Genomic DNA, 26,833 nt, shown 5'->3' with positions numbered 1-26,833 from the left:
GTTATTTGGATGATACTCGAAGTGGTTCCGATATTGCGTTGTTCCCGTCCTTCCGGACACCTGCGTTGGCGGCTTCCTTCTTCGGAGGCGCATAGGTGACAGGTCCGACTTCTTCCATCATGTGCGAATAGTTGAGCAAAGCGTCAACCGTTCCCTGTACCTGCGTACCGGCGTTTCCATGGTAAAGATCCGGGAACTGAGCTCCGTTGTTATGCGGGAAGTTCAGGGGCATGGACGTATAAGGGGTGATCCACTTGGGATTGTAAAGCCAGAGCCTGACCCAGTCAGAACGCAGTCGATGCTGCACGCGATTCAGATTGGGGCCCTGCACATCCTTGCCGGGATCGCTGACCTTGAATTTGCGGGTACCGAGCGAATGACATTTGATACACAACGGACCGTTCAAAGACTTCCAGCCTTCTTCAAGATAGTGCTGGCCAGGATCTAATGCTCCTGATTCCGTAAGTGCCTGCTGCTGAGATGTGAGGTAAGCCTGGCTTGTTGCCTGTTGTTCGTGATATGGAAAATCGGCCCCGTCTTTTGCCGCAAAGTAACCGGCCAGCACCCGTGCTTCATCGGGGCTCATGTTGAATCGGGGCATTCGCAGCACAGTGGTGTACCGAATCGTTTCCGGTTCCAGCAGGAAGTCGTACAGCCACGGTGTCTGGACTTTGATTCCTTCCTGGTACAAAGGTGGCGGGCTGGCCTGCCATGCCAGTTGGCGGTTACCGTCGGTCCTGGTGTCAACCAGATGGTTGACCAGCCATTCGGCAAAACGACCACCACGGCCTTCTTTGTAGTCAACCAGCCTTGTTTCCGGAACGATGACACGAGCCGACGGCAGCAGACGCACTGCGTCCTCGCCTTGGCCGAAATCAACAACGTCAAAGTTATCGAAACCGGTTTCCCGGAATTCCGGATCTTCCTCCTCCGGATCCGGCAGTACCATTCGCAGGCCGTTGATCGTGGCCAGCGGCAGGGTGATTTCTTCACCATCGATGGTGAATGTTCCGGTTTCGCCAGTAAATGCCTGTCTTGGTTGTCTGAGTTCCAGCAACAGATCGAGAGCCGCGGGGTGATCAGCAGGTGTCAGTTCGGTTGGCAGGATGTCCTCGGGAATGGCTCCATACGTTACTTCCGGCATTTCAACCATGTGGCAACCGGTGCAGTTATATTTTGTCAGCAGGAACTCGCCCTCAATGCGGGTTTTGTCCGGCACGTCCGGCTGGTAGATATATTTCGAGGCCGGTGGCTCGGCGACGAGACCTAATACAAACGTTGCGATGGCCTCGATTTCATCTTCCTGCAAAGGAAATTTTGGCATCCTGAGCAGTTCGTCGTATCCCTTGGTTTCCGTGGTTTCGAAATCATAGCTGCGAGGATCCCGAAGCTTTTGCCAGATGAAACCGGGCCGGCCGTGATGAATCAGACTGTCATAGAAAAATGCCGCAGACAATTCGCGTGTTTCTTCTTCGGGACTGGTAAATGATTTCGTCGCAACCCCACCGCCGGCGGCGGCGGTTACCGCGTGTTCAACCCGCCTGGCGGTTGACTTAAACGCTGCTCCTTCCGGCTCTCCGTGATGGTGTAAAAATTCTTCGATATGTTCGAGCCCCAGTTTGCTGGTGTCCTTGCGGCCCCAGTCGTGCAGTGCGGCTCCTATCGGACGCGAAGTTTCGAAGCCTGGAATATCGTGGCAACCGTAACATCCGTAACGAGACACCGTCTTGCGACCGACGTACTCAAGCTTCATGCGGTGCCATTCGGCATCGTCCGTAATTGCGGAACCGTCCACTGTCGCCAGAGCGATTTCATCGCCTTTCACGATCGATTTCTTCTGAGGGAACTGTTGACTCTCAAGAATTTGATCGACAGCGTTCTTGCTGAAGCGTGACTTGCGCAGGAACAGTTCAATCAGACTGTTAAGAGCCTGATCAGAATAATCAGGATTCTGAAATGTTTCCGGTGGTCCCTGGCTGAGAAGGAAGGCGGTTACATCTGCAGCCGGATCAATATCACCTGGAGACTCTTTTCCATCGTAATAATCATAGAACACCACCCCCATTTTTGTACGACTATGGTGCAGTGTTGGATCGCGAATCCACGTGTACAGCCAGTCACTGAACCCGGGATCGTCCGCGTTTCTTTTCACTTTACGGTGAATATCACTGATGTTCGGACCGAAGTCTTCTGAACTGCCTGCGACAGCGCTATGAGTGTGACAGGCCAGGCATCCCTTTTCAGTGAAGAACATTTTCCCGCGCTGAATGTCCGGCTGATAGGTGTCAGCCGGTTGCAACAGCTGAACGTCTTCAGAAATCCCCGTGAGCAGTGAAGCCAGTCCGGCGAGTTCCACGGCTTCGTAGTCTCTGGCCTGCTCACTCTGCTGATTACTGTTTCCAAAGAACCGTGGCATTTTTGTCGACGGACGGAACGCCGAAGGGTTTTTCGTCCAGTGGGCTATGAATGGTCCACCGGTTTTGGCGGCGATGTGTCGGAGACTGGGACCTACCTTGCGGAACATTCCCGCGTGTTTGTTGGGATCCGTGGCAACCGCCAGTACTTCCTCTTCGGTTTGTGGCTCAAGTCGCATATCCGGTCCAATGGCCATACCACTATCGTACCCGTGGATTTCATGGCAGCCAAAGCAGCCGTATTTACGAATCAGATTAAATCCACGAACCACTTTAGGAGCCGTTGTCCCGAATTCCGGATGCTGTCCCAATTCCACTACGTCGTGATGACACTTAATGCAGGTGGCTTCACGCAGGCGTTCCGGAAGCATGGGATACTCCCAGAAATGATTTGCGTGATAACCATATTCCTGCTCCCACTCATGTTGCTGATGCGGATCATTGGGTGTGTGCTCCCCATTGCCAAAACTGGTGCCGGATCCCTGTCCGTCGTGACAGATCGTGCAGCCGAATTCACCGACTGGATGGGGACTCGCAGCCGTCACGTACAGCTCTGGCCGCGGATGTGTGGCATAGGGATGAGGAAACTCGTTTGCTGCAACCCAGTCGGCAATTTCCTCGGACTTCGCTTTGCCGTGCGGGAACGCCAGTCGATTTCCTGGCAGCGTTTTGTCTACATTCATGTGACAGGTGCGACAGCGATCGAAGCGAGCAATCGACGTCATTCCCAGTGGCTGCATCAGGTCCGGCAGCCAGTCCTGGTGAGGTTTCAGGTGTGAATTGAAACCGTCAATGATAGGCAGTTCCATCGACCAGCGTTTGAGGGCTACGTACCACTTTGTCGGTTGTTCTTTTTCCTTAGCGGCGTTCAGCAGCCTTTCATCTGCCATCAGCTGATCGATTTGACCATTGACATTTTTCAGCTCCAGTTGAAGTTCAATCAGATCTTGCCGACGTTTCCGTTCCTCAGGATCTGTCGCCAGTTGCGGGCTGCCAATCTGTTCCAGCTCACGAACGGCTTCTTCCACCTTCAGTTGCTGCTCGTCAACTTCGTTCTGAGCAACGTTGAATGCGGCCATGGTGGCATCCGTCGGGAGTTCGTCACGAACCGCCAGATTGTTGTCTGCGCGTTCTTCGTCACGGACAGCTCCGAAAGACTTCAAAGTTTCACTGAACTGTTCCACCCGGCGCTGGGCGACATCTCTTTGTGAGGCAAAGTCGGCAGCGAGGTCGGCATAATCTTTGAGTGCATTTTCTGTTTTGAGACGTTCAGCCAAAAGGCGATCGTGCTCAGCATCGTAGTCGGTGGTGTGCAGGGCCTTAATGTCCCTTTCTTTGGTCGCCGCAGAGAGACTAAACCCTTTACGCTGATAAACACGCCATTCGTCTGTCTGGTCCTGAACCATCATCAAGAAGGTGGACACAAGCATCAGAATGCTGCTCACCGCAAATACGGTGTGCATTCGGTTTTGATTTCGAAAAAAATGTTCAGTTGCCGGCATTTCGAATCAGGTTCCGACTCTGTGTGTAAGAAACACTCACCATCGACAGAGCACCAGGGTGGTACAGGGTGTCGAATAGAGTAATTCAGATTCAGTAGTTGTTTTCGCGGATCGCCATCCTGCAGCTTTCCGTTTAACGATCTCGTAAAACAGATATCAAATATTAAAGAACCATTCCGGGATGCCGACGATGTACTTCAGGGACATTGTCCACCGAAGCACCATTTTGATCGGCAGGACTGCCATCCACAGAATCAAATTGGAGAACACGAGGAAGCGTACGACTCCCATTTGCACAAAATATTTTCGGAGTATCGTCATTCCGAGTATGGGCGGTAAAACAGCAAAATAAGCACCAACAAGGACGATGCCTGGAAGTTCGCGAATCAAAATAGTCACGATATCACCGCCTTTTGGAATGCCTCCAAAAAGACCGCGTGCTACCGGGAATTCCCAGAAGATCTGGGACAGGTTCACATTGTTAGCGGCTTTGACTTTATGCACGTCCCAGAATTCATAGATGCCAAAAAAGTTCCAGTTGGGACCTCGCAGGAACGTTCCCAGAACGATCATTGCCACCCACAGCGGGAGGAATCCGAACATGAACGTACTCACAGCAAACGCGCGTTTCTTGAAACAGTAATAACCATTACCCGTCTTGTTAAAATCAATGTAAGGGATGGCCATCAGGCCTCCCAGAATTATCAGCGGCAGCACAACCCCCGCGAGCCAGGGGTCGAAATAGACGAGCATCTCCTGCAGGCCGAGGAAATACCAGGGGGCCTTTGACGGGTTCGGTGTCTTCACCGATGAGGCGGGCTCCTCGAGTGGAGCCTGCAATGCGATACCCCAAAAAATCAGCAGTGTCGTCAGCAGCACCATGCAGATCAGTTCGGTATAGACCAGGTCGGGCCACACAAGAACCTTCTCATTGTCTTCCTGTTCGAACAGGGGGCGTCCTTCCTCGATACGCTGGTCGTTTTCAACGGCGCGACGGAAATAGATCCAGGTCAGGAATCCCAGAATGAACAGCATGCCGACGATCGGTACATTGTCGGGTTTGCCGACAATCTGACGAAAGTCCCAGTCGGTCATGCTGAGTCCCATGAACAGCAGTGATGCGTTCAGCAGACACCACGCAACGGTATCCTTAATCCACCATCCTCGCAGCACGATCATGGCGAGGAACCCGGCGATACTGAGAGTGAAAAATACCACCGGGTCGGCGAACAACCAGTCGAAGTTGTCCTTGAACCAGTCGGGCAGGCGAATCAGGAACGTTTCCGGACTACCCGTGCCGCTGAAGTGAGCGGCTGAGACCATCATCAGTATCGACGTCACCACGGCCCAGATTGCAGAGACCGGCAAACCTCCGATCCATGGAATCGACTTTGGCAGATCACCATCCACCTTATAACTGCGGACCGTCCACAGCAGATTCATGAGGCACATGATGAGATAGTACCAGCCGAGCCCGATCAGGACTGCGGAAGTAACATTAGGATGTGGATCCAGCATCTGGATAACCGAACAGAAAAGAATTCAAACAGGTACAAAAATATCAAAACCGGCCGGACTACAACCGTTACAGCGGCTGACTGATACCGCCGTCCTTTCGCACACGCCAAAAGTGAATCGCGATGAGGCCGGCAACAACCAGCGGTATGGCGACACAGTGCAGGATATAGAAACGGTTGAGGGTCGCTTCTCCAACGAAGCGGCCTCCAAGCAGAATGAACTTGGCATCACTGCCGGGGGTGATCAGGTCATAACCGCCAAGGTTAAGCAGTTGATAGCCTGGTCCCTCACTTCCCAGTACAGGGTGGGCGCGAGCCATATTGGACCCGACTGTGATCGCCCACACGGCGAGCTGGTCCCATGGTAGTAAATATCCGGTGAATGAAAGCAGCAGTGTGAGTACCAGCAACAGGACTCCAATCACCCAGTTAAATTCACGCGGCGGTTTATAGCTGCCCGTCAGGAACACCCGATACATGTGCAGCCAAACCGTGATGACCATTGCGTGAGCTGCCCATCGATGTATTTCCCGCATGATGCCCAGTGTTTGGACATCGCGCAGGGCCTGGATATCGGCAAACGCCCATTCAAGGGTCGGACGATAGTAAAACATCAGCAGAACACCGGTGATCGTTTCCACGATAAACAGGAAGAATGTGATCCCTCCCATACACCACGTGTAGGACAGCGCAATTCCCTGCTGATTGATCGAAACCGGATGCAGATGCAGAAAGAAATTGGTCAGCATCACAACCACGCGGTTTCGACGATCTGTCGGAGCCGGGTGGCGAAACACGCTGCGCCAAATTTGTGAATTACGAATGTAATCGCCTACGGACACTGCCGAGTTTCCTTTGATCGGAATTCAGTGTGACGGGTGTACAAACGGTCGAACCGTCGTACACGGTGTCGTTGCTGAATTATCAGACAACCGGAACGTAAGAAGCCCCATTTTCCCACTGACCGAGTTCCTGCTGAAATTTGACGCTCTTGTCAACTTCAAGCATTCCGTCCGGAGCGAGACGAATTCCCATCCGTTCCAGCGGTCGGGGAGCTGGACCTTCAAAGTTGACCCCCGTCTTCCGAAACCCGGAACCGTGGCAGGGACACTTGAATTTCTGTTCCCCTTCAAGCCAGTTCGGTGTGCAGCCCAGATGTGTGCAGACCGTCGACAATGCGTAAACCATCTGCGCACCGTCCACTTCTGCATTAACAATCCAGACTCCGAACTGAGCCTTCCATTTCGTCGAAACCGTTCCAGGCGAATAATCGGACGGAGGTCCGATCTTAAATTTTGTGGGTGGTTCCACCAACACGTTGGGCATCATAAAACGCGCCGTGGCAAGGCTGGCAATCCCCGCTGTGATGCAAAAAGACGTCCAGGCCATGACAATTGGTGCCGTAACCCAGGTCAAAAACTCCTGGAAGAAGCTGCGCCGCTGAATGGTTTCCGCTTTTTTGGTAACCGGCTTGACCGACGTTTTTGATCTGAGTGGCTTTTTCGGAAGCGTAACCGGCCGGGACTCAGCCTCCTGAGGCGACTGGCCGGCTCGAGCAGCCTGAATCATTTCGGCTACAGACAGTCCACTCACGACTGCCGGATCAATAGCCGGCGCTGCTGCTTCTGTTGTTTTCTTTTTTGCTGCCGGCGCCGGAGCACCGCCTCCGCGGACCGCAGCCAGGATGGCACTGGTCCCTTTTGATTCGGGGGCGTCTAACTGCTTGGCGGAGCCTGCGGTATTTGCACGCGCTGCTGCGAGGATTTCAGCGGTTGACGTTGGTTTGTTGTCTGAGGGCGGGCTTCCACCCGCACGGATGGAAGCCAGAACACCGGACGTGTCTGATGGTACATCAGCGGGGGACTCAGTTGCCGCTGGAGAGTCCTGGGGAGACTCAGGCGGGGCAGCAGAGGGTTCCGCCGGTGCAGATTCATCGGCGGACGCCGAACCGGCGCGAATCGCTGCCAGAATTTCTGCGGTGGAAAGCTTTTCGCTCATCTGAGCTGCCACATGGTCGTGAAGTAGTACCTGAACAGTTGAGCAGTGCCGACCCGACGAATTGGTGGAGTGCGAATATTGTTTAGCAACACACGCACCCTGCGCCGCGAATTTTCATCGACGGACAGCCAACGGTGTAATCGTTCCACTGAACGTTGACACTTTACCGAAATCACTCAGTACAAGAGCCGTCAGGAATTCTGCATGCCACCTGTGAGACTGACAAGCTCCGAAGAAAAATGGCCATTTCTTTTCTCAGAGGCAGGAAGCAGCAAAAAAACGACTTCCCACCCCCGGGAAGGTCATTGTTGCGAGTTTTGGCTGCAACTGTGTCATCACTGGTATCTGGGGAGCAGGGATTTGTCAGTTGGATAAAACTTGAGGACGGTGCCGTACTTTCAGTTCAAGTTCGGTTCACTTTCAGCTCATGTGACTGAAGAGCGACGATCGGCGGCTGCCGCTTGGATTCCAGCAAGACTCGGCGTGAGTTTTGTGAAACAGAGCCTGGATTCAAACATCGTTGCCGTTGGGGCAGAACCGCTGGCGGATGACACACACCGTCCGGACATGACTGTGTGGTTTCCCTGGACGGTGGTCAGGGGTGGTTTTGACCGGCTCACCTGGCAGGTGCTAAACGGCAATGAAAGCTACGTAATAGAAGATCAGCCCCGTGACCGCGGTAAGGGTTACATCGATAGTGGAAAGCCAGCCGAGACGCCGATGTGTTCTGCTGTGAGTTCCAGGCCGGGGCGGTTTTGAGAATTGTCGGGAGGCCATGCATATTGTAATGAGCCAGAGTAGCGGAGTGGTTACCGCAAATACCAGGTGCAGCCACAGCCACGGCTGTGCGTTGCTGACCCGCTGTGCAAAGACGGCATCATCGCTGTATGACTTCTTCACCACGTTTTCCCAGCCGCCATGAACGATCTGGAGATCGATTTCGAATGCTCCGACCGCCAGAAACAGCACGACGCACAGCAGAGTCTGCAGCCGACGATGTTGATTATAACGCTGTCCAAACTTTACCAGGCAGATGCTGGTTATCAGAATCGGTACGATCACGACCAGCGCGCAGACAACGAAGTCCAGCATGAACGAGGTGCCGTAGCCAAGAAATCCGTCTTTGAACATCAGCTGTGAATTCCACACTGCCGCAGGAATGTTTGTTGGAACTGAGGGTCGGGCATCAGGCAGGGATGCTTGTACTGTTCCGGGCTGCCGCCGGCTACTGCCAGACGATATTCGGTAAAGCGATTCCACGATTCCAGGGGAAGTACCCGAACTTCAATCGGATCCAGCCGTCCGGTTTCCCGTTTCTCCTGGTATTCGCAGTTGGATTCAGTCAGCAGTGTTTCTGTTGTTTTGGCCAGACTCCTGACGGCATCCTCGTGGAGTTTCTTCACAGGACAAATGAACAGGGTGTAACCGGGAGGGGTCCCCCAGCGTGGCGTCAGGGTGAAGTGATGCAGATCAAGCTCATGTTGTTCACAGGTTCGGCCAACGGCCTCGACGACCTGTGATTCGGCCAGTTTCTCACCGGTGATGCTGCTGATGTGGGCTCCCTTATGTCGAAATTCCAGCAAAGGTGTCGACCCGTAGAAACCTGTGCAGCGAACTACGTCACGAATATTGTACCGATAGAGTCCGGAGGATGTCGTCAGCAGTATCAGATACTCTTGGCCTTCCTGAAGTTCATGTGCTTCCATGATTACAGGATCAGTCGAATCAGATTCTTCAACAGGGATAAACTCAAAGAAATGCGTGGCTATTTCCAGCAGTCCGGATGAGGTATTGTCGGCGATCGGCAGGGTCATACGTCCTTCGCTGGCATGCAGTCCGTGATCACGAATCGCGATGTTGCCGAAGGTTTGTCGCAACTGGGGGATGTAGGAGGCTGCGCTTCCCCCTGACCAGACCCCCAGACAGGCGAGATGGGGCCAGCACGCTGACAGTTTGAGTGTGCCGTGTTCTTCTACGATATCTTCCAGAGCCTGGGCACGACGGCGGTTTGGTTTCAGATAAGTTTTCAGCAAACTGTGGTCGCCGGGTTGCGTCACCCGGCTTGCCGTTCCGTCATAAATGTCTCGAATTAATGACTCCGCGTTGTCTTCAGCGTACTCGACCATCTGCAACAGCGTACTTGGATTTGCAGTGACCAGCATTCCGACCCATGGATCTTCAATCGCAAACCGCACGACGGCATGGCGTTTGGCCAGAGGATCTTCCAGATGAGCGACGGCAAGTGGCACCGTGTACAACGCACGAACCATGAAATTCTGCATTGCGGCGACCAGTCCGCTGATATTTCCGCAAGGTGTGCCGTCCTGAGTTGTGTAGCGTTGATGACTGCTGGCCACCTGAACCATGAACAGCATCTGCAGAGTCGTGTGATCCAGATGGCAACCGGCTCCCCAGGTTTGCCAGCTGCGACGATAATCGTCAACGAAATGACTGGTGACAGGGATCAGTTTTGATTGCGCTGTTGTGCCACTGGTGACTGCGTACATCAGCAGTCGGTTATCTGCCCCAAGCAGAGCGCTGTGTTCCCCGGTCTTCATGCGTTCGATGTAGGGTTTAACCAGTGAGTAGTCCGAAACCGGTATTCTGGTTCGGAATTCTTCAACAGTCAGGCCTGGGTCAAGGTGGTAGTCTTTGGAGAATTGACTGTCGGCATTTAATTTCAGCAGACGCTGCAGCGTCTGCTGCTGTGATTCACGACACGAATATCGGGCTGTTTCCAAAAACTGTGCTCTGGCCCTCATTAGTTTCCGGCGGAAGAGGGCTCCCACTTTGCTTCGCAGTTTATATCGCAGTGGGATTGAAGGCATGCGGGAATGTCAGGGATTGCTGGCGGAGGTGTTCGCATCAGGCAGAATTGGTACTACCTGGCCCCGAGCGAGCCCTCAGCACCAGACGGCGGCTTTCGGTCCTGACCGCGGCAGGGAATCGCTGTGTGCAATACGATAGAGGGACGCATCACTGACACTCAAGGATCAACGGCTACCGAACACTGCGATTGCCGGAAATGAATCACCGCACTGCGGCAGACGAGTGGACACCGGTTGAGTCTGAGCAAAGTAAAAAACACCGTGCCTGAAGTTCACGGTGTTTGTGTGTGGAGTCAAATGCTGAGTCGACTCGGCGATAAAGCCGATGCTTCCGGGTTTGTTCCAGCCAACGATGGAAAAGTCAGTTGGCGAATTCCCTGGGCACTGTTCTGCTGTGTCAGGTCTCTGTTGTTTCCTGTTCCTCTTCGTCTTCTTCCTGTTTCTTCTTCTTCTTCTTGCCGGCAACAGCTCGTTGTACCAGAACCTTGGGCAAACCCAGAGCAGACTGTCCTTCCTGCCAGCGACCTTCTTCAATGAGCTGGTCGATTCGCTCACCACGTTTCAGAACGTTGCGAGACCGCTGTATTCCGCCAGGGCTCTTCAGTGATTTATCGATCGACACCGCTGAAAACTCCGATTAACTCAGTTGAAAATACCCACGTTGTCTCTGTCACCCGGCTACGAAATTGTCACCCGGCTACGAAATTCATCAGCCGGAGTTCGGGACAGACAGTGGTTTCGAAGGTCGTCACGTTCATAACAGTCGGGATGTCCAGTACCACAATAACATAACTGAACGCACCCGGGGGCAAAATGTTACCGCTATTAGACGCTGTTCTCAACCGCGGTTGTTTGTGTTTTTACTGATGGCCAAGGATCACCGTAACGGACAGGGAATTTAGGATGCTGCGATTGCCTGGCCCAGTGGCTGCAAAACCTGCTGAATGACGAATTTCTCCATCAGCTCCTCAGAGTGATCTCTTAACTGACTGAATCGGTCCACAAAAGAGGCATCGTGTTCCATGCTTCCGTACTGTCGAACGGTGAAATACACGCTGATGTGTTCTTCCGGGAAATCATTCCGGCGGACATGGTATGCATTGGTACGTGTTTCGATGAACAAACGCGCCTGCAGCCGGCAGGATTCATCGATACTGATGGTGAGTGAGGGTTCGCAGTTGAGGACCGTGGCTCCTTCAACATCGAGAAGCCTGTCAAACGCCGAACATGTTCCGAGGGCCCTGGCGACGAGTGCGTCATGATTACCTCGGTACGCGAAATCGAATCCCAGCATATAGTCCAGAGCCTCGCAGTCCAGCGGGCTCACCGTCAGCATGTACGGCACCAGATCCAGGATCAGTTTGTGTTGTTCTTCAGCGGTGTCTGAATCAGGAGGATTCACAAACCCGCTGCAGATCCGTCGGGCTTCCATGGAAATCCAGCGGTATCTCGGCTGATCTTTGTCCTCTTCAAGGACGAAGTCCCCGTTTTCACGGGTGTAGAAGTTTCGCATGACGGGAAAGGATTTTTGGACGCGTCCAAAAAAGTCAAGTACCGTCTCTCGGGAGTTGGGAAGCGGTAACTCGGTATTGAGATTCATGTTCACGTAAAAGTCATGAGCCAGATTGCTGTAATGATTCATCGGGACACAATTCAGGTGGCGGGCGGTGACGGCAGCAAAATATGTTCACACAGGACCACTGGACCGGCGTGAAGTGGTGCTGATCAGGACTCTGTTAACAGGGAAACACAAAATTGTAGGGTAATTCAGCTGTTGGTCTATGGGCTCAGCCGGGGCTGAGCTGGCGGGTTTTGTGAGTTGCAGCAAACGATCAAGGTCACGTTATGTTGGTGGGCCCTGGAGATTGAACTGAAGTCCTGTGATATTCCTGCCTTCTCAGTCTGGTGACCTGGATTTGAAGTCGTCATACTCCCGCGCACGAAATAGTCTTCGAAACATCAGGACAGGAACAGTTCGATGGTCCATAAACAGCGGTACAGAAGTATTCTTCTGTTTGGTCCTCCAGGTGTCGGCAAAGGTACTCAGGGTGGAATTCTGGCCAATATCCCGGGTTTCTTTCATTTGTCGGTCGGAGACGTGTTTCGAGCGATCGATATCGGGTCCGACAACGGCAAGGAAGTCTACGACTATATTTCGCGCGGCGAACTGGTCCCCGATGAACTCACTTTTCGGATTTGGAAGACCGCCGTCGACGCCTACATTGCTCTGTCACGATACAAGCCGCGGGAAGATCTGCTTGTTCTGGACGGTATGCCAAGGAATGTGGAGCAGGTTGGAATTGTTCGCGAATATCTGAATATCCAGGGCATCATCTATCTGGAGTGCAGTGATCAGGAAGACATGGTGCATCGCATCCGTCGCCGAGCGATTCGAGAGAATCGGGCGGACGATGCGAATGAAGATGTCATCCGCCGGCGATTCAGCGTGTATGACGACATCACTGCTCCGGTGCTGGAAAAGTTTGATTCATCGATCGTGCATCGTGTCGACGCCAACGGCTCTCCGGCGGAAGTCGTTTATTCGATCCTGGCCTCGGTGATTCCTGTGCAGAACGAATTGTTTGCAGCCAACAAGAGTGATTAACTTTGCGCAAATCCTCATATAAACCCGTCTGATGTCGTTTTGTGTTCTTTTGCTGGATACCGCTGTCCCCCCCGTGTTTGAGGAACTCACAAGGCTGATCGTCACCAGTTATGAAAACGACGCACAGACGCTGACGACTGATACCGAGGGAAATCTCTGACATTCCGTAAATTGAATGGCCTGTCGACGGACACGCAGAATGAACGCCGGGATGACATCAAACGCACGTTCCGTCAAAACATGGAGCTGCGAGAACTTAGAGGACTTAGCAGTGATGACAAAACCGGTCAGGTGATTGACCACTGGGCAACCTTGGTGACGCACTTTCTGAGATGCAGAAAACGCTTATGGAGGGTCTGTCAGCAGCAAACCAGCGGCAGGCAGATGGACAAACAGCAGAAGTCTCTGAACTTCAAGAATCGTCCAGCCGTCTTCGATGTCGTTTTTGAGGATCTCCAGGGGCTAAGAGAGGGACTGGAATCGATCGGTCCGTTGATTGCTGCCGGTGTTTCTCAGTTGGTGGAATCCCCGACTTTGTCGACTCTGCTGAGACCAGCGGAACCGAATGAATCCGTGGTCAACGAGGGAGCGACGTCTGTGACGCAGACAGCGGATGACGGTGATTCGCGTCAAATTACAGTCATCAACAGAATTCCTAAGACGGTGGTGGCTGTGCTGAAGCAGCAGTTTTGTCTTATGAATCGCATGGCAGGAATCGATGCACCGCGCCAGTCAGACTCAACAGGCCGACATCTCGGAATTGCGCCGACAGACGGAAGAGTGTCTGCAGCTTTACGAAAAACTCATACAGCGAATCGATACCGCGGCGAACTCGTAGGCAAGTCGCTGTGAAATCTGACAATCGCTGTGAGATGTCCTGACCTGGAGATCCTTCTGTCCGGTGACCTTTCGGACTGGTGTGGCAGATACAGAGCGGTTTGAAGCGTGATGCTGTGGTCAGAGATCGGACGAGTGCAATTCTGGTTGCCTAATCCCTACAGTTCCGGGACGGTGATCGAATGGCATCAGTAACCGTTCCGAATTGGAGTGTTCATGCAACTTTCATCAAAAGAAATCCTGAAGAGACTTGGAGACGGGCAGTCGATAGATGACGTTTGCGGTGTCGCAGCTGTCAGCCGCGAAGAATTTGATGCCTGGTGGCAGCAGGAGATTCAGTCACGTGTGCCAACAACCGAGGGCTCGATATCGGCAAGGGTAAAAAATTCGGTTGTGATTGAACGAGATCGCCGGGGAATTCCTCACGTTTTTGCCGACAACGACCACGATCTGTTCTTCGGTTTCGGTGTCGCAGTCGCTCAGGACCGTCTGTTTCAACTGGACTATTTACGTCGGAAAGGGATGGGGCGACTATCGGAAGTGTTTGGGGAAGACACCCTGTCCCTGGATTCGACTGCACGAACTGTCGGTTTAAACCGGATTGCGGCAGCGCAATGGAAGCAATTTGCCCCGCGTGTTCAGGTGCTTGTCGAATCATTCACGGCCGGTGTGAACCGGGTCATTGCGGACACGGTCCAAGCTCCTGCCATCGAATTTGATTTGCTGGGATACCGACCCGAACCATGGCAGCCTGTGGACTGCCTGGTGATTGAAAACGAATTCCAGTGGTATCTAACCGGACGGCTGCCGGTAATCGCCATCCCGGAACTGGCCAAACGCGTCCTCGGGGAAGGTCCGCTGTTTAACGAATTTATTTTCGGTGAGGCTGACGACGAATCGATCCTGCATTCCGGCGACTATGATCCCGTGACGCCTGTCAATGAACGTTCATCAATTGGTCATTCAATGAATGATCCCGAAGCGACGGTCGGCAGCAATAACTGGGTGCTGTCCGGACAACGCACCACGACCGGACAGCCGCTGGTTGCCAGCGATCCGCATATCGCGTTCGAAGCCGTTTCCTGCTGGTATGAGGTCCATTTATGTGGCGGTTCGTTCCATGTGGCCGGTATGGCATATACCGGAATTCCCGCAGTCATGTTTGGCCGCAACGAAAGTGTCGCCTGGGGAATAACTAATAATATCTGTTCTCAGCGAGACCTGTATCAGGAACGAACCGACCCTCAACACGCCGGGTGTTTTCTTTACGACGGTGAATGGGAAAAAGAAAGTTGTCTGACAGAAACCATAGACGTCCGGGACAGGCCGGCTGTCGATAAGACGATTCGGTTTTCACGTAACGGTCCGATTGTGGATGAGATTCTGCCGGCGGAGGCAGCGCGTACCGGACCTGTGTCGCTTAAGTGGCGGGGGGCACACGGAGGTGAGTGGCTGACGGCGCTGCTGGACATGGATCGAGCTGCCAGTGTTTCTGAGTTTCGGCAGGCGCTGCGGCCGTGGCAGGTTCCTACGTTTTCAATCGTGATTGCTGATACGGAAGGAACCATCGCGTTCCAGACTTCAGGAGGAATTCCGATTCGTAGTGACCTGGAACGCGGTTATCGACGTGGTTGGGATCCGAATCACCAATGGAATGGTCAGATTCCTTTTGATTCGATGCCGTCGACGGTCAATCCTTCGCGAGGCTGGATTGCCTCAGCTAATAATCGCGTTGCACCAAACGATTTCCCCTGGAAACTCTTCGGTTGCTGGAGCAGTGGCTGGAGAGCCAGACGTATTCGTGAGCTGATTGAAGCCAGGCCGCGTCATGCCCCGGAAGACATGGGGAACATGCACCAGGATACTAAGTCACTGCGTGCAGCAGAGCTGGTGCCATTGATCGTTCCAATACTGAAGAAACACCCGGATCGGTATATTCATGACGCTGTCAGTGTTCTTGCTGAATGGGACTGTTACTGCGATTCGGATTCCGTTGGCACTACAATTTTTAACGTCTTTTTTACTCACTGGTGCCGCAGCGTGGCATCGCAGCGTTTCGAATCCAACCTGATCGACATCATGTCCACAGCTGTTTCAGGATGTGCCGGACGATTGTTGAAGGCGGATCCCGTCGGCTGGTTCCACCGGGAGGATCGACAGCAGGCTATCGTCGAATCGTTCGAAGACGCCGTCAAAATGCTTATTGATCGATTCGGACCCGATCAGCAGGTCTGGACGTGGAAGCAGTTGCATCGAATGCCGCTCAAACACGTTCTGTCCGGTCGCGGCGAGCTGAGCCAGTTGCTGGACCATGGTGGTGCGGGTGTGCAGGGTGATATGGTCACGGTTTGTAACACCGGCAGCGGAGATGACTGGTCTGCTGCAACAGGCGCCGGATACCGTGTCGTCTCCGATTTATCTGCGGAACCTCCGACGTTGCGGGCTGTTGACGCTCAAAGTCAGTCCGGTCATCCCGGCAGTGTGCACTATGGAGATCAGTATGAGGCGTGGCGTTCGGGAGACTCTCACGAAATTCAGCTCATTCGTGGCACGACTGGCGATCTGTGCGAGACAAAATTAACCGTCGAGCCGGAACCGGGCTCCCCGCGGTGAAATTTCAGTGGCAGGACGGCTTCGAATTCGTAATGGTTGTTGGAAGCTGCTGACGATTGACCGCAATGTACCGTCTGCGATTCCCTGTACAATCGCAGACTGGTTCATATTTAATCGGAGTATGGGTGACGGCATGCGAGTCGAGTTACGTTATGGAAGAGGCAGTAAATCGCTGACGTTGCCGGCCAGTGTGTCTCCGACGATCATTCGTCAGCCACCGATGCCGCAGGTTGCGGATCCTGCCAGAGCCGTTCAGAGTGCTCTCAGTCAGCCGGTCGGCACCGCGTCATTTGCTGATCTGGCGCAAACTGCCCGAAGTGTGTGCATTGCGGTATGTGATATCACTCGTCCTGTGCCTAATCATCTGTTTCTGCGACCGGTGGTTGAGACACTGATCGATGCGGGGGTCCCTCCGGAAAACATTACCATTCTGGTTGCCACGGGACTTCACAGGCCCAACGAAGGTGCGGAACTGGAAGAGCTCATTGGCGATCGTTGGGTCCTGGAAAATGTCCCGGTACGGAATCACTTTGCCCGACGGGACGAGGATCATGTCACACTGGGGAGAACCTCGACACGCAATACACTTGTTCGTCTCGATCGTCGGTTCGTTGAAGCGGATCTTCGAATCGCCACCGGTCTGGTAGAGCCTCATTTTATGGCCGGCTATTCCGGTGGTCGGAAAGTGATTGCTCCAGGCCTGGCCCATGCGGAAACGATTACGACATTTCACAACGCACGATTCATGGGTGATCCGGCTGCGACAAGCTGTAACATGACCGGTAATCCGCTTCATGAAGAACAGCTTGAAATTGTGAAGATGCTGGGAGGTGCCCTGGCGATCAACACTGTCATTGATGAAGATCGCCGGCTTTCGTACATCAATTTTGGAGAGATCGTCCGGAGTCATCAGGCAGCCGTCGATTATGTACGGGAATTTTGTGAACTGTCTGTGCCCCGCAGGTTTCAAACTGTCGTGACGAGTTCCGCCGGGTATCCACTGGACAAAACCTACTACCAGACGGTTAAGGGAATGGTCTGTGCAATGGATGTTCTTGAACCAGGGGGAGATCTGATCATTGTGTCGGAATGTTCCGAAGGTCTGGGGTCTGCCGAATTTGTTGAGGCACAGCGACAGCTTCTGGATCTTGGTTCAGAAGATTTTATAAAAGGCCTTCTGCAGAAATCTCATGCGGCCATCGATGAGTGGCAGACACAGATGCAAACGAAACCGATGAATGTCGGCAATATTCACCTTGTCACCGATGGGTTACGAGCATCGGAATATTCATTGACCGGCGTCAACGTCACCGGATCGCTTCAGCCGGTTGTTGATGCCAGTCTGGCCCGCAGTTCCGACCGGGCGATTGCCGTAATTCCTGAAGGTCCGTACATTGTGCCGTTTTTCCGACCGGAACCAGCCCCTGTCTGAAATGATTAGCTGCAACCTGTGAATTCACACCGGCTCACTGTCATGCATTCACTTTTCAGGATGTTTTGAACATGAGTCAGCACTCCAAAACTGTTTAGCAGTCCATCCTTACGGAAAACTATCAATGAATTCCAAAGTCTTCAGATGTTTGAGTGTCGTGTTTGTTTCTTTGCTCACCGTCGGGTTCGGTGTTGCTCAGGTCACCAGTGTCATCAGCCTTCAGAAATGGGAGCCTGGCAGAGGGTGGGGCTGGGTTTGGGGACCGGACGATGAAGTTGGTGCTCTGAACGAAATGACCGATGCCAGTCGGCTGACCGCGGTAAGAATGATTCAGAAGGGAAAAACGTTTGATCTGGGCATTACGTATGATCGCAATTCGTTCAAATGGCCGGGGCACAGCCCCGGTGAAATCATTACGTTTCGTTCTCCCGAAGGAGTTAAACGCCAGGGAGATTTTCTCCCCGCTCTTGATAGTGCGCGTGGCACGACGTGGCACAGTAGTGCACTGTTCATCAATGACAATGTGGCCACTCAGATTGACGGGCTGGGGCATGCCGTCGAAGGGGACGACAATCACTGGTACAACGGTTTCAGAGAGGAAGACTGGGGTGGGAACTGGGGTCCCAGGAAATGCGACGCCGTTACAATACCTCCTGTCGTTGCACGTGGTGTGCTGATTGATGTGGCCGGGGCGAAGGGCACTCGCGCACTTCCAGCGCACTACGAAATTACCTCCGCGGATCTGCGCGATGCACTGGCAGCACAGAGGACCAAGCTGCACCCCGGGGATGTGGTTCTGATTCGTACCGGAGCAATTCAATTCTGGGAAGACATTAACGATCGAGAGCTGCTTGCTGCTCACGATACTGCCGGGCTGTCCCTGGAGGCTGCTCAGTGGCTGGTGGAGCAGAATGGTGCGATGATGATTGGCAGCGACACCAGCGGGCTTGAATACTGGCCGCGTGCAGAGAATGCCGATGCTCATCGAAAGGAGCACGGTTCATTCATGCCGGTACACAACTACCTGCTGATCGAACAGGGAGTGCATATCGCGGAGTTTCACTATCTGGAGGAACTGGCCGCCACCAAAACCTGGGAATTTTGCTACATCTGCACGACTGCAAAAATTCGTGGAACCACCGCCGGGTTTGCACTGCGACCAATTGCCATGCGGTAGGAAACACGGCCGGATTGATCGGAACCGGGTGACCACGGGACACGGTCGGCCGGCAAATTTCAATTTCAGCACCAGGTCTCGCTGACGATGATCTTTGCGGTACATCAGTTCGGGTCCGAACTGAGCAGGTTGGCACTGAGACTGCTGGCCACGATTTCAATACCGCACAAAATCGGACGTCCGCGAATCGGACTGAAGGAAACACGAACGTCATTTTCTGCTTCCACGTCTGTGAACTCTCGGACGACTGCCGTATGACGACCTCCGGAAACCTTCGAGACATCCAGGCCTTCAATCACGGTTTTACCCTGCAATGCGACGTCGAAGACGCGTTCGCCGGTCTCAAGCGGGTCGGGTTCGCTGAAGTGCAGACGTACCGTGTAGCGACCGGGGGTATCCTCCTGTTTTCCGAGACCAACCGTGATGGACGTGAGTCCTTCAATTCCCGATCCGGCTACCCACTCCAATCCGTTGCCACTGACCAGCGACGAATGCTGTCGGAACTTTCTTTGTTGGTCTCCCTGCATATCGACAGCAATGTCCGGTGAAGCCCCTCCCACGTTAGGTGCGTCGAACCACATTGTACCGTTGCCTGCCATGCGGTCGCCAGGTGCCCCGAGATTGATTCCCACACGGCGAATGCGGTCGTTTTGTCGGTCGAGTGCCAGAGCACTGTAGCTCCAGACCTCTGATTCGGGCAGGTGAACCAGAGACAGCGAAGTGAACAGCGAATACCCGCACACACAACCGTGTGCGAAGTTGGGTGCGTTTAAGACTCCGTTTGCCGGAATCAGACTGTTGCGGCAACCCGAACGAAATCCATTGAGCCGTGAGGTTGCCCCCGATTCGATGTCGCAAAATCCTGCGGTATCGGCCCGAAAGGTCATCAGGTGCGGGCTGGCGATCGCGTAGTTGCAGTGATGTCCGGATTTTGTGAATTCCCAGTCGACCTGTTCATTTGTCAACGGATGCACCCGAGCGACACGTTCACCTGTTTCAAGGTTCCAGGACAGTCCGGGCCCCCGCTGATCAAGTACTCGATCGTTCCAGACAATTACGCGATCCCAGAGGCTTTCCGGATGTCCCTTGAAGCCTTCCCCTTCTGCAGATCGTTTCCAAAGCAGTTTTCCCGTCTGACCACGATACGCCATTACGTACTTTTTGTTGGTCATCAGCAGAACGTCACGATCTTCGGAATACGCTACCCATGTGCCGATGATGTCGGAATGCTTTTTCCACTCGAGCTCGCCTGTCTCAAGATCGATGGCTTTGACATACCGAATATCGGACGCTTCGGGAAGCAGGCCGCGACGTTTCCAGTCTTTATAAAATCCTTCAAGTGCTCCGTCGTAACAGAATATTTTGTTGCCGCCTGCCGCGATCACGGGAAAACTCGATTCAGCTTCATGAGACCACAGACGTTCACCACTGATTCGATCCAGGGCAAGAATTTCGAGCGGAGCGTTCTGGCCGGCCAGCAGTTTTCTGGCGTCCGGCAGGTTAACTTTGTTCGCGTCCAGAGTGCGAAACACCACTGCAATCAACAAATTGTCTTTGACACGGATACGTCCCCAGTCGTCAGCGGCGTTCGGTAATCTGAATTCTGCCAGTCGTTCCCCGGTTGCCGGATCAAGCCTCAGACAGCTTTTCCCGTGCACCAGATAAATGGAGTCTTCAACCGCAAGAAAATGAAAACCCGATATCCGGTCTTCGAAGTCATTGCCTCGACGTCCAGGTAGATAATTTGATTCATCTTTAAGAGCAATCTGCCACAGAATCCGGCCGGTATAGACGTCAACCGATGTCATCTTTCCTGGGCCCTGAATGAACATTCGTCCACCGATCACAGCCATGCTGGGCCCCCAGAAGTGACGGTTGTAAAACAGGCTGCCGTCTGATGCCGGACCGCCGAACCACAGGACTCCCAGGGGGGCCTTTACCAGCTGATCATGTGACATCAGTGTGTTTGACGCGTCACCGTATTCATGCGTCCAGTCCGCCGCACCCGGCAGAGCACCCCTGCGGGTAATTTGTGACAACGGTCCGCTCCGAACCACGTCTGCCTTCGCAAGCTTGGTGTCACGGACGAGATTAACGATTTGAGAGTGCTGTGACTCCCGGGCGGGCAGATAGGCTGTTCCGCCATATGGTCTGAGACGTTCGTAGAGTCGCTTCAGACGATCCGGGCTGCGAGTCAGCCCAAATCGATGTGGTTCTTCCGACACCAGGACTGTTGCCAGGTACGGCGGAAGGTCAACGAGCCCAGGATCGCCGACTAGTGCAACGACGCGAGGACCATACAGTCCCATGCGATCATAATGCCGTCGCAGTTTGCTGACGCGGTCTTGGTCCGGGTCAATGACGATGATGCGCATCTCTGACCTGCGAACCAGTTCGGCGATCAGTTTGCCGGATCCGATTCCCAACGCCACGCAGTAACTGTCCTGCGGTGCGGCGTGCATCAGCAAACGTTCGGCCTGATCGGACCATGCCGTCGTGTTCGCATTTTTCGGCACTGACAGACGGCGTTGTGAATGGACCTGTGGCCGGAGTCGTTCCGCACCAAAACAGCGAATGCTGCCATCTGTGGTGACGACGATCAATCGTCCGTTCGCGGCCAGCATTGTGGAAGGACGACCGTCCACACGGGTCCGCCACGAGACCGCAGCGGACTTGTTTTCTTTCGGTAAATTGATTGCGAAAATCTCGTGCCCCTGATGACCGTACAGTCGGTCTCCGGCTTTAAGATCCACAAGAAGCGGGTTTGCCAGCAACCATTCCTCGTAATCCGTGTTCGGTATTTCGCGAATCTGATTGTTTGGCAGGGACCAGGACTCGTTCAGCAGCGTGACCATCTTTTTGTTGCCACGGCGATCCAGTTGCTCGATTTCCTTCGGATTAAGCAGATCGTATGCGACAACTCGTCGGTTTTCCCCGGCATAGATCATCTCCTTACCGGGAACGGGAGTCTGAAGACTCATTCCCAACTGCCGATTTCCGGCCGTGTCGAATGTTACGGCGCCGTGAAACAGCCATTGCCCGCTCGAGCAGACGTGATAGTTTGTGACGTTGCTGGTTGAGTAACGGAAACTGAGGAATTCACCGGTCTTTCGATTTTGACATCCAACCACGGACCGTCCCTGTGGAATGAATAGATTTGTTTCGCTGGCGGCGAGATAACCCTGAGGAGTCATGTTGTTCAGTGTGGTCACTTCATGCGGTGGAGCAGCCGTCTGGTGGGTGTCGATCAGGTTTCCTGTTTTGGCGTCGACGGCAAACAGAAATGTTCCTTCAAAAGGCCATACGCCTGCTGTGAAGTGAATCTGATCATTGATCAGCACCGGGCCGCCCCGGACCGGCCACACCGAAATCAGGCGTTCATTGCCGATCACCCGACGTGTGTTCGGGGCCGCACGGAATCGCCAGCGGAGTTCGCCGCTGTCGGCGGACACACAATACAGTGCCCCGTCATCGGCACCGAAATAAACATTGCCGTCAGCGACCAGTGGTGCAAATCGTACCGGCCCGGACGCATAGAAACGCCAACGCTGTTCGCCCGTTACCAGATCCACAGCAGTCACGGAGTCATTACGGGAGGACCCGTAGAACAGTGTCTGTCCTGAGACAACCGGTTCATATGTGGCGTCAAACTGCAGACGCGGATCTTCCGACCACGCCGGCTTCAGACGCGGAAGTTCAAGTGTCCACTGCAAATGTAACTCATCGGCAAGCTGTTCCGTCGTCGTGGCGCTGCGGTTCGCATCGAATCGCCATGTCGGCCAGTCAGTCCCATTAACAGAACGTATCGCTGTTGCCGAAATCCCGGTCAGCAGTACACACATAATGATTGCCGGGCGTTGCCTCATGATTACCTTCCTGAGTCAGTGAAGACCGATGTGTCAGACTGAATTCATCAATTCTGATCGTATCGCTGCAAATCAGAATCCGGGAGTTGATCAACCTGAAGTGTCTAGTCTGTTCGGACAACTTCGATGGCATTCAGCAGAGTTGTACCCTTTTTGCCACTGAGTTCGACAGTCAGTGAATCTGTGATGCGGACGTTTTCGACTTCATGAACAACGGGCTCGCCGGCAGCAGTCGATTCGTCAAGTGTGAGTTCGTCCACGGCCGGTGTTCCGTTCAGTATCACTGAAAACGAAGCGGTGTCGGTACTCCTGTTACGCGTGTCAGCAAAGTGAAGCTTGACCGTGTAATCAGCAGGCGCATCCTCTTTTCCGAGCAGTGGCAGTGTGAGTTTTGTGATTCCTTCAGCCAGTGAGGAATAAAGCCACGGCGTCTGAGTACCAGTGAATGTCAGGGAACTTTCACTGACGCTTTGAAATCCTCCTCCATTTACAAATTCAGGCTGCAGATCAAGCTTGATGTCCAGAGACGTCTCCTGGTAGGCCACACGGCGCGGCCAGGAAAGCCAGACAGTGCCGTAGGAATCCCTGCGGTCACCCGGGGCTCCAAGATTAATCGCCATATGTCTGACAGGCGTTTGTACACCGACAGAACTGTAAATTGACCACGGACGCCGTTCTTCGCGCGGCTCAAGGACGACCGTCGAAGCAATTGAGAACTGGCAAACGCATCCGGCACTGGCTTCCGGGATCATGACCAGACCGTTGGCCGGAATGGCATTGATCCAGCATCCCAGGCGATGTCCGGCGAAGTGTCGTATCCCGGCATCGAGGTTGAGATCCATGAACCCCGTAAATCCGGATCGGAACACAATCATCCCTGATTCCGACCCTGTCAGCATTCCGCAATGGTGGCCGGTTCTCATCATTGACCAGGGAACCTGTTTGCCGGTCAGCGGATGAGACCGAGTCAGCTGTTCCCCGGTTGCGAGATCATACATCCATGGTTCGGCCAGCACTCTGTCCCCAACAATGATGGGACGGTTTCGGTAGTTGGCATCTTTGGACCAGAGTTTGTAACCGTCCCGAGCCCGGAGGGCGACCAGTCGCCGCCGTGAAAACTCACCCGCAACAAACTGTTTCCAGTAGTGACCGTTCGCATTGGCCCCGCACAGAATGAGCATGTCGTTCTGATACATCAACGTAAGCATTCCGCCACCGATCCCGATTTCACTGCAGTCGGTGACGTCCACCGGTTTCTCCCAGCTCTTGACACCTGTCTGCGATTCAATCGCCACCGCACGTCGAATATCTGCATTCTTCAGTCGGTCTTCAGCAATCTCACGCTGTTTCCCCGTCAGAAATTTCAGGTCAGTTTTGTCAGCAGCCAGAATGGTGGCCCGCTGCAGACTGGTGATCGAACTGTCAATGAAATAGACATGTTTCGGACCGACTGCGATGGTGCGATGGGAAATGCTTTGGCCCTGATAGGTCCACAGGTGCTCACCCGTGGTCAGATCAATGGCAAAGATGGCATCCGTGGCGTCCCTGGTTTTTCGACCTCGGCGACGTTCTCGTGAGTCGATGTCTTCCAGAACGGTTGCCGTTCCGAAAAGCAGATCGTCCTGCACAACAACATAGGCCCATGCATGTTTACCGTCATCGGTTTCAGCGGGAAGCTGGTGAACCCGAACTGTTTTTCCCGTGACGGCATCGAGTTCAAAACATTGCCCCCCGATGAAGTGGAACAGTCGGTCGTCACTGGCGGCGAGATTTCCCGGACTGACGTTCTGGAACACTCCCAGTCGAATGGCTTCGGGATTGTCGTAGTTCCACAGAAACTGTCCGTTATAGGCGTCATATGCACGAATCGTTGTTTCCCCCTGCACAAACAGACGTCCGTTTGTCGCCAATGGTCCGACGGCTCCGTCGTGACGGTTGACCATCTCGCCTGGTCCGGGATCGCCGTACCACAACACACCAAGTCCGCCACTGATTCGAAGATCATTACTCACTGCTGTGTTTGCCGGGTTGCCGTATTGATGAGACCAGTTTCCGGCACCCGGAAGCGGACCCCGGGTCACTGTGGCCCATCCACCGCTGGTGGAAATTTCCACCTCGTCCTCCGTAAGACTCTGACCACTCACCACCCGACTAATTGCGGCCAGAGCGGTTTCGGCATTGGTTGTTTCGGGACTTCCCAGTGTCAGCACGCCTCCCGTCGGCTTGAGATGTCGGTTGATCAGGGCCAGGTCAACTCCCAGTTCACCCTGTTTGACGAATCGGTCGCTGACGATCAGGTTGGCGAAGTAATTCGCATAGGGAACAGCACCTGCATCGAACTGGTGGACCGTAATTCGGTTGCCGTACAAATCTGTTTTTCCGAGAGCCTGGCGTGCAGCAGCCACCCTGGCAGGATCGGGATCAACTACGTAGATCTCCAGTTCGCTGCGTCTGGCCAGTTCGTAAGCAAGCCTTCCGTACTCTCCGTCGACAACCAGACAGAACCCGCGTCGAATACCGGTGTTCTTCAGAATCTGCTCGGCGGCCTGCCGGTACGTCCGGCTGAATTGGTCTTCTGGAAACGGATGATCAACCGCTGCCACCTCTGCGGTCTGCTGAGCGGGGGGCAGTTCTTCCGAGCCGTAACAATAGATTTTGCCCTGATCAGTACTGACCAGTAGGTGACCATCGGCGGCGGCGAGGCCGCGGGCACTGCCCTCGATCTGTGTGTTCCAGAGCGTCTCTCCGGACTCACGCGAATAGGCGGTGACGCGACCGGAACCTCCGGCGATGATCAGATTTGCTGTCGCAAGCAGAGCGGCATCGTCGGAGGTTTCCCGCTGCCAGACGACACCGATGTCGGCAATATCGAGAAGTTCCCGGTTGGCGTCGGCCAGACGATCCCGGTATTTTTGTTCCTGTTCATCCGGCTTTCGAAGTTTGCGTGTGAGGCCATAAACCTCCATCTCAAGCTGGTGTCGTCGACGACTGTTAATCGCGTATCCCATGTGGTCCAGTCGTGCCACGACGCTACCTGTAGCGACGAATGAGTCATTTCCGTCAACGACCATCCGGCGACCGGCAAACCACCCGAAGCCGACATCTCCGGTTTGTTGATCCATGGCCAGCAGATGATGCGGTCCGTTGGAAAAGATCTGACCGTTAGCCAGGAGCGCCTGCGTACCACCTACAACTCCGCCCGCGGCTGTCCGCCAGCTAAAAGATCGCTTATGAATGACTTCTCCTGTTTCCTGATGAATTGCAGCAGGAAGTGAGCGGCCTGAGGGAACGAACAGCAAATCGTCGCTGGCCAGAAAGTAGCCCTGAGGTGACAAGTCGTTTCTGCCTGCATCACGCGAACTGACATCGTCCTGCTTCCAGATGACAGCGCCGCTGGCGGCGTCGACCGCATACATCTGAACATTTTCGTGTGGAAAGATTCCTGCACCGAAATAGGCGACATTGTCCTGCACGAGCACTCCGGAACGTACCGGCCAGCGTGAAATCATCTTTCCCCTTGCCAGTAACCAGTCCTCTTCAGGTCCTGCGCGAAATTGCCATACGGACTCTCCGGTGTCTGCCTGCAGGCAGTAGACGTGTCCGTCGTCGGAACCGAAATACACATGACCGTTTTCAACGGTGGGGGCCAGTCGAATCGGCGCTCCTGTGAAAAACGACCACAGGTTTCGGCCCGTGCTGAGATCCACGCAGTGAAGTCGATGATCGACAGAAGATCCAAAATACACCTTGCCGCCGACTATTGCGGGATGAACGGCATCATCGAATTTGACACGATGACCGAGCTGTTTGTTCTCGATGATCCTCCCCTCGGCACTCGACCACGCTATTTTCAGCGGAGCCGGAGATTCGTAATGCCATGTTGCTGCGAGGGGTACTGTGAACGATTCCGGTGTGGTTCCTGTTCGTTCATTATTGCCGCGGTAGGTTGGCCAGTCTGCTGCGGACAAAAGCACCGGAGTTATCAGGATACCAGGCAAGAAGATCAACCGACGCAGCATGCTGACTGAAAACATGACATTTCCT

At 53.9% G+C, this 26,833-nt stretch carries 15 protein-coding genes; 5 read left to right on the top strand and 10 right to left on the bottom strand.

Going from position 1 to position 26,833, the window contains the following annotated elements; all coding sequences use genetic code 11:
- Position 1: 1 nt before the first annotated feature.
- The 8 genes from MK110_12080 to MK110_12045 form a co-directional block, all read right to left on the bottom strand.
- Positions 2-3,877: a hypothetical protein gene (locus MK110_12080; protein MCH2212034.1), complete on the bottom strand. Its 3,876-nt coding sequence runs from the start codon at positions 3,875-3,877 to the stop codon at positions 2-4.
- Positions 3,878-4,072: 195 nt separating this feature from the next.
- Positions 4,073-5,434: a hypothetical protein gene (locus MK110_12075; GenBank protein MCH2212033.1), complete on the bottom strand. Its 1,362-nt coding sequence runs from the start codon at positions 5,432-5,434 to the stop codon at positions 4,073-4,075.
- 67 nt (positions 5,435-5,501) lie between these two features.
- Complete coding sequence (locus tag MK110_12070; GenBank protein MCH2212032.1) at positions 5,502-6,275, bottom strand: cytochrome b N-terminal domain-containing protein; 774 nt, start codon at positions 6,273-6,275, stop codon at positions 5,502-5,504.
- Positions 6,276-6,357: 82 nt separating this feature from the next.
- Positions 6,358-7,431 carry a Rieske 2Fe-2S domain-containing protein gene (locus tag MK110_12065; GenBank protein ID MCH2212031.1) on the bottom strand — a complete coding sequence of 358 codons (1,074 nt, stop codon included), beginning with the start codon at positions 7,429-7,431 and terminating at the stop codon, positions 6,358-6,360.
- Between the two features lie 630 nt (positions 7,432-8,061).
- Entirely contained in the window at positions 8,062-8,562 is a 501-nt protein-coding gene (locus tag MK110_12060) for a DUF420 domain-containing protein (GenBank protein MCH2212030.1), read from the bottom strand.
- Entirely contained in the window at positions 8,562-10,259 is a 1,698-nt protein-coding gene (locus MK110_12055; protein ID MCH2212029.1) for a GH3 auxin-responsive promoter family protein, read from the bottom strand. Before MK110_12055 ends, MK110_12060 begins: the two co-directional genes overlap by 1 nt.
- A gap of 397 nt (positions 10,260-10,656) precedes the next feature.
- Entirely contained in the window at positions 10,657-10,881 is a 225-nt protein-coding gene (locus MK110_12050; protein MCH2212028.1) for a small basic protein, read from the bottom strand.
- 276 nt (positions 10,882-11,157) lie between these two features.
- Positions 11,158-11,901, bottom strand: coding sequence for a hypothetical protein (locus tag MK110_12045; GenBank protein ID MCH2212027.1), 744 nt, complete (start codon positions 11,899-11,901; stop codon positions 11,158-11,160).
- Between the two features lie 336 nt (positions 11,902-12,237).
- Here MK110_12045 and MK110_12040 point away from each other — a divergent pair, with 336 nt between their 5' ends.
- The 5 genes from MK110_12040 to MK110_12020 all read left to right on the top strand — a co-directional run bounded on the left by MK110_12040 (position 12,238) and on the right by MK110_12020 (position 18,923).
- Positions 12,238-12,864: a nucleoside monophosphate kinase gene (locus tag MK110_12040; GenBank protein MCH2212026.1), complete on the top strand. Its 627-nt coding sequence runs from the start codon at positions 12,238-12,240 to the stop codon at positions 12,862-12,864.
- Between the two features lie 171 nt (positions 12,865-13,035).
- Positions 13,036-13,716 (top strand): hypothetical protein, encoded by a 681-nt coding sequence (locus MK110_12035; protein MCH2212025.1) that lies wholly within the window; start codon positions 13,036-13,038, stop codon positions 13,714-13,716.
- Between the two features lie 201 nt (positions 13,717-13,917).
- The gene (locus MK110_12030; protein ID MCH2212024.1) at positions 13,918-16,314 is read left to right on the top strand and encodes a penicillin acylase family protein; all 2,397 of its coding nucleotides are present in this window, start codon (positions 13,918-13,920) and stop codon (positions 16,312-16,314) included.
- A 7-nt stretch (positions 16,315-16,321) separates the two neighbouring features.
- The gene (gene larA, locus MK110_12025) at positions 16,322-17,746 is read left to right on the top strand and encodes a nickel-dependent lactate racemase (protein MCH2212023.1); all 1,425 of its coding nucleotides are present in this window, start codon (positions 16,322-16,324) and stop codon (positions 17,744-17,746) included.
- Between the two features lie 124 nt (positions 17,747-17,870).
- Entirely contained in the window at positions 17,871-18,923 is a 1,053-nt protein-coding gene (locus MK110_12020) for a cyclase family protein (GenBank protein ID MCH2212022.1), read from the top strand.
- A gap of 104 nt (positions 18,924-19,027) precedes the next feature.
- On the opposite strand, the gene MK110_12015 is transcribed toward MK110_12020, so the two are convergent.
- A complete protein-coding gene (locus MK110_12015) occupies positions 19,028-22,789 on the bottom strand; it encodes a PQQ-binding-like beta-propeller repeat protein (protein MCH2212021.1) in 3,762 nt (1,253 codons plus the stop codon).
- A 104-nt stretch (positions 22,790-22,893) separates the two neighbouring features.
- Complete coding sequence (locus tag MK110_12010) at positions 22,894-26,823, bottom strand: PQQ-binding-like beta-propeller repeat protein (GenBank protein MCH2212020.1); 3,930 nt, start codon at positions 26,821-26,823, stop codon at positions 22,894-22,896.
- Between the last annotated feature and the right edge of the window lie 10 nt (positions 26,824-26,833).

Source organism: Fuerstiella sp. (assembly GCA_022447225.1).
GTDB lineage: Bacteria > Planctomycetota > Planctomycetia > Planctomycetales > Planctomycetaceae > S139-18.
This window is presented reverse-complemented; position numbering and strand designations above follow the sequence as displayed.

Coding starts and splice junctions, on each gene's coding strand:
- MK110_12080 (MCH2212034.1), bottom strand. CDS start 3,877: ATGCACACCGTATTTGCGGTGAGCAGCATTCTGATGCTTGTGTCCACC.
- MK110_12075 (MCH2212033.1), bottom strand. CDS start 5,434: ATGCTGGATCCACATCCTAATGTTACTTCCGCAGTCCTGATCGGGCTC.
- MK110_12065 (MCH2212031.1), bottom strand. CDS start 7,431: ATGAGCGAAAAGCTTTCCACCGCAGAAATTCTGGCAGCGATTCGCGCC.
- MK110_12060 (MCH2212030.1), bottom strand. CDS start 8,562: ATGTTCAAAGACGGATTTCTTGGCTACGGCACCTCGTTCATGCTGGAC.
- MK110_12055 (MCH2212029.1), bottom strand. CDS start 10,259: ATGCCTTCAATCCCACTGCGATATAAACTGCGAAGCAAAGTGGGAGCC.
- MK110_12045 (MCH2212027.1), bottom strand. CDS start 11,901: ATGAATCATTACAGCAATCTGGCTCATGACTTTTACGTGAACATGAAT.
- MK110_12040 (MCH2212026.1), top strand. CDS start 12,238: ATGGTCCATAAACAGCGGTACAGAAGTATTCTTCTGTTTGGTCCTCCA.
- MK110_12030 (MCH2212024.1), top strand. CDS start 13,918: ATGCAACTTTCATCAAAAGAAATCCTGAAGAGACTTGGAGACGGGCAG.
- MK110_12020 (MCH2212022.1), top strand. CDS start 17,871: ATGAATTCCAAAGTCTTCAGATGTTTGAGTGTCGTGTTTGTTTCTTTG.
- MK110_12015 (MCH2212021.1), bottom strand. CDS start 22,789: ATGAGGCAACGCCCGGCAATCATTATGTGTGTACTGCTGACCGGGATT.
- MK110_12010 (MCH2212020.1), bottom strand. CDS start 26,823: ATGTTTTCAGTCAGCATGCTGCGTCGGTTGATCTTCTTGCCTGGTATC.